This window comes from Streptomyces beijiangensis, from assembly GCF_017315755.1.
In the GTDB taxonomy this organism is placed as follows: domain Bacteria; phylum Actinomycetota; class Actinomycetes; order Streptomycetales; family Streptomycetaceae; genus Streptomyces; species Streptomyces beijiangensis.
In genome coordinates this window covers 1-7235 of record NZ_JAFLRJ010000238.1, presented here as the reverse complement: position 1 = coordinate 7235, position 7235 = coordinate 1, and the positions used below count along the sequence as shown (strand labels likewise).

8 protein-coding genes and 1 pseudogene are annotated in these 7235 nt (G+C 70.0%); 5 read left to right on the top strand and 4 right to left on the bottom strand.

Features of this window, described 5'->3' with window-relative positions; translation table 11 throughout:
* Positions 1-285 (top strand): DNA glycosylase AlkZ-like family protein (locus J0695_RS24135; protein WP_206964858.1); only part of this gene is annotated, 285 nt, incomplete at its 5' end.
* A 35-nt stretch (positions 286-320) separates the two neighbouring features.
* On the opposite strand, the gene J0695_RS24130 is transcribed toward J0695_RS24135, so the two are convergent.
* Positions 321-950, bottom strand: coding sequence for a hypothetical protein (locus J0695_RS24130; RefSeq protein ID WP_242553118.1), 630 nt, complete (start codon positions 948-950; stop codon positions 321-323).
* Positions 951-1249: 299 nt separating this feature from the next.
* Between J0695_RS24130 and J0695_RS24125 the strand changes: the two genes are divergently transcribed.
* From J0695_RS24125 to J0695_RS24115, 3 genes are all read left to right on the top strand, one after another.
* Complete coding sequence (locus tag J0695_RS24125; RefSeq protein WP_206964848.1) at positions 1250-1816, top strand: LemA family protein; 567 nt, start codon at positions 1250-1252, stop codon at positions 1814-1816.
* Positions 1813-3378, top strand: a complete 1566-nt coding sequence (locus J0695_RS24120; RefSeq protein WP_206964845.1) for a DUF2207 family protein — start codon at positions 1813-1815, stop codon at positions 3376-3378. The genes J0695_RS24125 and J0695_RS24120 overlap by 4 nt, the downstream gene beginning before the upstream one ends.
* Before the next feature lie 184 nt (positions 3379-3562).
* Positions 3563-3859 carry an AraC family transcriptional regulator gene (locus J0695_RS24115; protein ID WP_206964842.1) on the top strand — a complete coding sequence of 99 codons (297 nt, stop codon included), beginning with the start codon at positions 3563-3565 and terminating at the stop codon, positions 3857-3859.
* A 24-nt stretch (positions 3860-3883) separates the two neighbouring features.
* On the opposite strand, the gene J0695_RS24110 is transcribed toward J0695_RS24115, so the two are convergent.
* From J0695_RS24110 to J0695_RS24100, 3 genes are all read right to left on the bottom strand, one after another.
* Positions 3884-4381 carry a GNAT family N-acetyltransferase gene (locus J0695_RS24110; RefSeq protein ID WP_206964840.1) on the bottom strand — a complete coding sequence of 166 codons (498 nt, stop codon included), beginning with the start codon at positions 4379-4381 and terminating at the stop codon, positions 3884-3886.
* 121 nt (positions 4382-4502) lie between these two features.
* Positions 4503-5336, bottom strand: a complete 834-nt coding sequence (locus J0695_RS24105; RefSeq protein ID WP_206964838.1) for a PIG-L family deacetylase — start codon at positions 5334-5336, stop codon at positions 4503-4505.
* Positions 5337-5521: 185 nt separating this feature from the next.
* Positions 5522-6436 (bottom strand): helix-turn-helix transcriptional regulator, encoded by a 915-nt coding sequence (locus J0695_RS24100; RefSeq protein WP_206964828.1) that lies wholly within the window; start codon positions 6434-6436, stop codon positions 5522-5524.
* 217 nt (positions 6437-6653) lie between these two features.
* Between J0695_RS24100 and J0695_RS24095 the strand changes: the two are divergent.
* Positions 6654-7235, top strand: a pseudogene (locus tag J0695_RS24095) (aldo/keto reductase); the annotation flags it as partial.

The following is a 7235-nucleotide window of genomic DNA, read 5'->3' as shown; positions in this document are numbered from 1 at the left end:
GGCTGGCGCCACCGCGACTGGTACCTGGACCCGGCCCACGTGCCCGAACTCTTCGACGCGTACGGGAACATCGGCCCCACCATCTGGTGGAACGGCCGCATCGTGGGCGGCTGGGGCCAGCGCCCCGACGGCGAGATCGCCACTGAACTCTTCACGACGAAGGGCCTGGACCGAGAGGCGGGCAAGGCAGTCACCGCCGAAGCCGCGCGTCTGGCCGCCTTCTTCGGCGACATCCGCATCCGCCCCAGCTTCCGCACCCCACTCGAACGCCGCCTCGCGGCCTAGTCAGAGGGGCCGCACCTGCGGGAACGGGCCGGCCGTCACACGCCACCCGCGGACCTGCGCCGCAGACGGCGGTGTATCAGCACCGCCGCACACACCACGACGAGTACGGTCCCGATGGGCACGATCTGCCACGGAAGGCCGATCCACACCGCCGGGAGACCCACTCCGAAGCAGGCGCTGACGATGGTGATGAGCAGCCATTTGCCGTACGGGCTCCAGGTGAACGGCTGGTAGTGGCGAGGCCTGGCAAGGCGTACCGCTCCGAACACGAAGGCCTGGGCCGCGAGGAGCACGGCGAGCATGCCGAGGGCGGCGTTCATCTGGAGCTCGTCGCGGGGTGCTTCGGAGCTGTTCTGCCGGATGCCGTCCTTGCTGAGCACCACGATCTCGCGGCGCCAGACGGTGGCCGTGACCTGGTCGTCAGGCTTGAGCCGCTTGAGGAGCGGCCCCGGGTCGCCGAAGCGCACGACTCCCTGCCAGGAGTCCTTGTCCTTCAGCGTCGCTTTGTATGTGGAGGTCTTTCCGGAATTCTTGATCTCCGCCTTCACGACGGTGAAGTGCCAGGTGCTGAGACAGTCCTTCTCCGCCCGCACCTGCGCCGTCGCATCGGCCGGGCACTGCTCTGCCGACCGGTAGTCCTGGTAGCGCTCCCTGTCGGAAGGCAACCACGCAGTGAACGCGACATAGCAGAGTGCTGCCGAAGCCACGGAAAACAGGATCAGCAGTACGCCTGTGAGCCGCGCCCGGCCCGGCGGTTGCAGGCCGTCTCCGCCCCTGCCCGGCCCTATGCCCGCTGTAGCCATCGCCCGTACTGCCATCGCCCGCTCCCTGCGCCCCACGTATGCCGTCAAGCCAGAAGCAGGCATACCACTCGGCCCCGAGCCGTGCAGACTCTTTACCGCCGCATAAGATCTCGTCGATCGGCCAGGGGGGTCGGATCTTTAGGGGCTCTGGGGGCGACGCCATGGGTGTCATCGTGGGTGCGGTTGTTGGGCTTCTTGTCGTCGTGGTCGTGTGGTGGGTCGTTCGGACCTACAACCGGCTCGTTCGGCTGCGGAATCAGACGCAGGCTTCGTGGGCGCAGATAGATGTGCAGCTGAAGCGGCGGCATGAGCTGATACCGAATCTCGTGGAGAGTGCGCGCGGGTACGCCGCCCACGAGCGCGGCACCTTCGAAGCGGTCACCGCCGCGCGCGGGGCGGCCGTGAGCGGCGAGCTCGGTGTGACGGACCGGGCGGCCGCCGAGGATGCGCTGACCGCGACGCTGGGGAAGCTGTTCGCGCTCGGGGAGAGCTATCCGGATCTCAAGGCGGACCAGCACTTCAGCACGGTGCAGGTCGAGTTGAGGTCCGCGGAGGACAAGATCGCGTACGCGCGGCAGTTCTACAACAGTGCCGTGCAGAGCTACCACACCGCCCTGGAGAGCTTCCCGGGGAACGTCGTGTCCGGGCTGGGCGGCGCGCACGGGCGGCGGGAGTACTTCGAGGCAGCCGGTGTGGTGCAGGATCCGGTCCAGGTGAGATTCGCGTGACGCTCATCGAACAGCTCTACTGGGGCGGCGGCGCCCTGATCGTGCTCTGGCTGGTCTGCTTCGGGCTGGCGCTGGCCGCCACCCGGAACGGCGTGGTCACGCCGGGTCCCGCGACCCAGGAGTTCGGGGACGACCCCGAACCGCCGGGCGTCGTCAGTCTGCTCGGCAATCACTGGCGGGGCGTGGAGCATGCCGCCGCGGCCACCCTGCTGGATCTCGCGGCCCGCGGTCTCGTCGAGCTGCGGCAGCCGGGCGACGACCCGGCCCGCAGCTCCGTTCACCTCACCGAGGCCGGCCGTACGGCTTCGGGCCTGATGCCGTACGAGCAGCGGGTACTGGACCGCGTCATCGCCCGCGCGGCGGACGGCGGCGCACCCATCGGGGCGATCGCCTTCCGTGACGACGAGCGCGCCGCCACCTGGAACGGGGCACTGCGCAAGGAGATCGTGGCCGATGCCCGGCTGCGCGGCCTGTCCCGGTACCGATTCGCGCCGCTGCTCGTCAGTGCTCTGATGACCAGCTCCTTCGTGCCCGGTGCGCTGTTCGCGGTGGCCGTCGTCATGGGAGGGCACAACCTGCGCGCCGCGCTCTTCCTCGGCGTGGCCCCGGGGGGCGTTCTGACCTTCCTGCTCGGCAAGACGCTGGGCGAGCGGGCGACACCCAAGGGCCTTGAACGCGCCGGGCATTGGGCCGGACTGCGGGCCTGGCTGACGGCGCACGAGGACTTCGCCCAGCTGCCGCCCGCAGCCGTGACGGTCTGGGACCGCTACCTCGCGTACGGAACCGCGCTCGGCGTCACCACCCTGACCGGCCGCCTCCTCGGGTTCGACTCCGGGGACCGGCGCCGCGTCTGGTCCTCGTACGGAGGGACCTGGAGGCCGGTGCGGATCCGCTACCCGCGGCTGCGTCCCGGCTTCGGCAACTCGACGCGCCGACTGCTGCAGTTGGCGGCCGCGGCGGGCATTGTCGCGGCAGGGCTCTGCGCCTTCGCTGTCCTGCGGCAGCCCGACTGGGTGGTCGTGACCGACGGCGGCTCGCTGCACCGGGCCGGGCTGGTGCTGAGTGCCGGCTGGGTGGGCAGCGCGCTGCTCGGCCTGGTGGTGGCAGGCAAGCTCAGCCGCTGGACGCTGCTCGTGGCGTTCCTGTCGATGATGCCCGGCAACTTCGTGAGCGGCAGCGACGGCTGGTTCGTCGACGCGGCAGCCCAGGACGGTCCTCTGCTCGTCGAGTGGGTGGCGATCGTGGTCTTCGGCGCGCTGGCGGCGTACTTCCTGGTACTCGCCTTCCTGGAGCGGCGGGAGCCCGACATGATCACCGGTGAAGTGCTGCGCATGGAGTCGCGCAAGGGCAAGAAGGCGGCCCGGTTCCTGGCCCTCGACGAGGGGAACACGGACCTGACCACCGCCTGGGCGCTGCCCGCGGCCTCGCAGGGCATCGCGACCGGCGCTCACGTGCGGCTGAGGGTCTCGCGGGGCACCCGTACCATCCGGTCCGCGGAGCTGGTGAAGGCCGCGACGTGGGAGGGCGACCGCGTGGAGGCCCCCAAGCAGGACGCCTCGTAAGGAAGAAGACGCTCCGGAGCGCCACCGCTGTCAGGCGCTCCGGGAACCCGATGCCGGCGCGCAGACCTTCCGCTGCCGTGGGGCGGAGCTGGGCTGTCAGTACCGCATCGTCCACATCGGTCCGTCAGTCGTTCGCGACACCCTCGGTGATGCGGCCGGCGACGGCGACGGGACCTCGGGAGCGATGCTGCTGTTCGTCCGCCCCGTACTGACGGATCCCGTACTGACGGATCCCGTACTGACGGATCCCGTACTCACCGGAGCGCTGGGCCGTCTGCACGAGGCGCCGGCGCACGGGCCGCCCGGCGAACGTACGACCTGCTGGCTGGCACCGGCGGATGCAGCGGCATCCGCCGGATTCGCCGACCAGGCCCACTTCAACCGGCGGTTCAAGCGCGCGTACGGAATCACACCGGCGGTCTGCCAGCGTGCCGCTCGCCGGCGCGGCCGTCCCTCGCTGGACCGCCACAGGCAGCCGTGACGTCGCCCGGTACGACCTCCGGCCTCAGCCGAGGGCCTTGGCGAACCAGTGGTCCGCATTGCCGTGACCTTCGTACGGCTCCGTCTCCCGGTAGCCGTGCTTCGCGTACAAGTTGCGGGCCTCGGTGAGCTCGGTGTTGGTCTCGCACACGATCCGCGAAGCGCCCAACGCCCTGGCGGATTCCTCTGCGGCCAGCAGCAACGCGCGGCCCAGCCCTGCCCCACGCCCTGCGGGACGTACGAACATGCGCTTGAGCTCCGCTGTCCCCGAGGCTCCGGCCAGCATCCGTACTCCGGCGCAACCGAGGAGCTCGTCCTGAGCGCTGCGGGCAACCAGGAAGACCCCGTGAGGCGGGCTGAGATCCTCGTGAGGATCGTGTGTCAGCACCGAGTGCAGCTCAGCTTCCGTTGCTGCCCGCCCGAGCACCCTCCGCCCCATCTCGATGAAGTACTGCCGCATCGCGTCGTCGATGCCGGTGCCGGTGCCTGCGACGGTCTCCGCCTTGATGGTCCATGTGGTCATGCAAGCCATGGTCCGGAACGCCGACTGCCATGTACACCCTTCTGCGCCGGCCGCAGGCTTGTCGGACAAACCGGCGCCTTCGCATACCCGGTCTCCGGCGAGGTCCGGTCGGACCGGCGGATCAGCGCAGTCCGGCGAAGAGATCGTTCTCGGGTACGGTCGCGCCGGTGGTGTCCTGGACACGTACGAAGGTCTCCGTGCCCATGAACTCGCCGAACCTCTCCTTGCCCATCTTGAGGAAGAAGATGTTCTCGCCCTGACTGGCGTGCGCGGCCAGCGCGTCGAACTTCTGACCGCTGAACGCGATGGTGTCCACCCACGTGGTGATCTCCTCATCGGGGAGGCCGATCTTGGCCATCGCGGCGGCCTCGGCGGGATCCGGCTCCGGCATGTCCGGGTGAAACTCGCGCATGATCTCGCCGAACCGCTGCATCCCCGAGCGGGGCATCGTCGTCCAGTACACCTTCGGCGTCAGCTCGGTCAGCTTCAGCGCCGCCATCGTGATGCGGTGGGCCTGGATGTGGTCGGGGTGGCCGTAGAAGCCGTTCTCGTCGTACGTGACGACCACATCGGGCCGGTACTGCCGCATGAGCTCCGCGAGGCGGGCGGCGCCCTCCTCCACGGGGGTATTCCAGAAGGATCCGGGGGCGTCGTTGCTCGGCCAGCCCATCATCCCGGAGTCGGCATAGTCCAGTGTCTCCAGGTCGCTGATCTTCAGGACGTCACAGCTCTCCTGAAGCTCCTGTCGGCGCATCAGGGCGACGGCCGCCGGATCGTGATCGGGATCGCCGGGCTTGATACCTCCCGGTCCATCACCGCAACCGCCGTCGGTACACGTCACGAGAACCGTGCGAATGCCTTCCGCCGCGTAGCGCGCGAGGACCCCTCCTGTTCCGGTGGCCTCGTCGTCGGGGTGGGCGTGCACTGCCATGAGGGTCAAGGGTCGGGCGGTCATGAAGAAATCCTCCTGCAGAAATACGTCTCGGTCCGGGCGCGCGCCTTGCGTACGGCGAATCCGGGGACCCCCCGTGCGGCGCCGGGCCCTCGGCCGTTGCAACAGTGCCGACCTGACCGGCTGTTCCCGGGGCGTACGGGAGCACCCTGCCACCTCGGGTCACAGGGCGGTCGGCGGCGCCGGAATCAGGAGGTGATCTCCGGGCCGGTGGCTTTCGGGACGGGCGCGCGGCGTTCGGCCGGCCGGGGCGCGGTCATGTCGAGCAGGAGCAGGGCGTCGTGGTCGGGGCTGCCGGGTTCGGCGGTGTAGACGCCGATGCGCTGGCCGGGGGTGCCTTCGACGTGCAGGGACTGGGAGGTGAGGGTGAGGGTGCCGACCTGGGGGTGGTGGAACGTTTTGTGCGCGGCCTTGCGTCCGGTCACCTCGTAGCGCTCCCAGAGGCCGGCGAAGTCGGGGCTTTTGAGGAGGAGTTCACCGACGAGGTTGGTCAGGTCGGGGGCATCGGGCGCGGTGCCGGCGATGGCGCGAAGGCGAGCGACGCAGGCGGTGATCTGGCGGTCCCAGTCGGTGAAGAGGTCACGGGCCGCGGGGTGCAGGAAGAGGTAGCGGGCGAGGTTGCGGTGCTTGACCGGCCAGTCGTCCAGGCCCGCGTAGAGGGCGAGGCCGCCGGGGTTCCAGGCGAGCATGTCCATGCTGCGGCTGATGACGTACGCCGGGTTCGGACGGAGCGATTCGAGCAGCAGCTTGAGGTGGGGGCGCACGGTGCGGCTGGGCGCGGGCGGCGGTTCAGCGACGTAGAGGGCGGCACGGGCGGCCAGCTCGCGCAGATGCTGGTGCTCCTGGTCGTCCATGAGCAGGGCGCGGGCGAGCGAGTCGAGGACGGCCGGACTGGGGCGGGTCTCCTTGCCGCGCTCCAGCCGTACGTAGTAATCGATACTGATGCCGGCGAGGGTGGCCAGCTCCTCGCGGCGCAGGCCGGGGGTGCGGCGGATACCGGTGCCGACGGTGAGGCCGACATGCTCGGGGCTGGTCTGGGTGCGGCGGGCGCGCAGATAGCGGCCCAGCTCGGCGCCCTCGCTGTGCGCGCTCGTCGATGCCATGCATCCAGTCTCGCCCGACGGGCGCCCGCTGCGCAGGCGGGAAGGGGGCCCTGTCGTTACCCCCGAAGAGCCCGCCCTGCCACAGCGGCGCGATCCGGGCGAAGGTGGATGAGCAAGACGCCGGAACCCCGGCCCCGCCCCAGCCACCGCAGGCACGACCTGCCGGGCCGGGCGAGAGTGAGGGGACCGGGCGACGCCACGAACCGGAGAGGGCGAAATGCGCTACATCAACCTGCGTGACCTGGAGGTTTCCCGGATCGGTCTCGGTGCGATGGGCATGTCCCACGGCTACACCGGCTCCGGAACCGATGAGGCGGAGTCGATCAGGACCGTGCACCGGGCGCTGGAGCTGGGCGTCACGCTCATCGACACNNCTGGGCACCGACCACATCGACCTGTACTACCAGCACCGGGTGGACCCGAACACGCCGATCGAGGAGACCGCCGGCGCGGTCGGTGAGCTGATCACCGAGGGCAAGGTGCGCGCCTTCGGCCTCTCGGAGGCAGGCCCGGACACGATCCGGCGCGCGCACGCCGTCCAGCCCGTCACCGCGGTGCAGTCGGAGTACTCCCTGTGGACGCGCGGCATCGAGGAGCGCGTACTGCCCCTGCTGAGGGAGCTGAACATCGGTCTGGTCCCGTTCTCCCCGCTGGGCCGCGGCTTCCTGACGGGCACCGTCCGCTCCACCGACCAGTTCGACGAAGGCGACTTCCGGCGCGACAACCCGCGCTTCTCGGGCGAGAACTTCCAGCGCAACCTCGCGCTCGCCGACGAGGTCAAGACCCTGGCCGCCGAGGT

What these genes read in the sequence shown, in the direction of transcription:
- J0695_RS24125 (WP_206964848.1), top strand. Translation starts at nt 1,250, where the DNA reads ATGGGTGTCATCGTGGGTGCGGTTGTTGGGCTTCTTGTCGTCGTGGTC.
- J0695_RS24115 (WP_206964842.1), top strand. Translation starts at nt 3,563, where the DNA reads ATGCTGCTGTTCGTCCGCCCCGTACTGACGGATCCCGTACTGACGGAT.
- J0695_RS24110 (WP_206964840.1), bottom strand. Translation starts at nt 4,381, where the DNA reads ATGACCACATGGACCATCAAGGCGGAGACCGTCGCAGGCACCGGCACC.
- J0695_RS24105 (WP_206964838.1), bottom strand. Translation starts at nt 5,336, where the DNA reads ATGACCGCCCGACCCTTGACCCTCATGGCAGTGCACGCCCACCCCGAC.
- J0695_RS24100 (WP_206964828.1), bottom strand. Translation starts at nt 6,436, where the DNA reads ATGGCATCGACGAGCGCGCACAGCGAGGGCGCCGAGCTGGGCCGCTAT.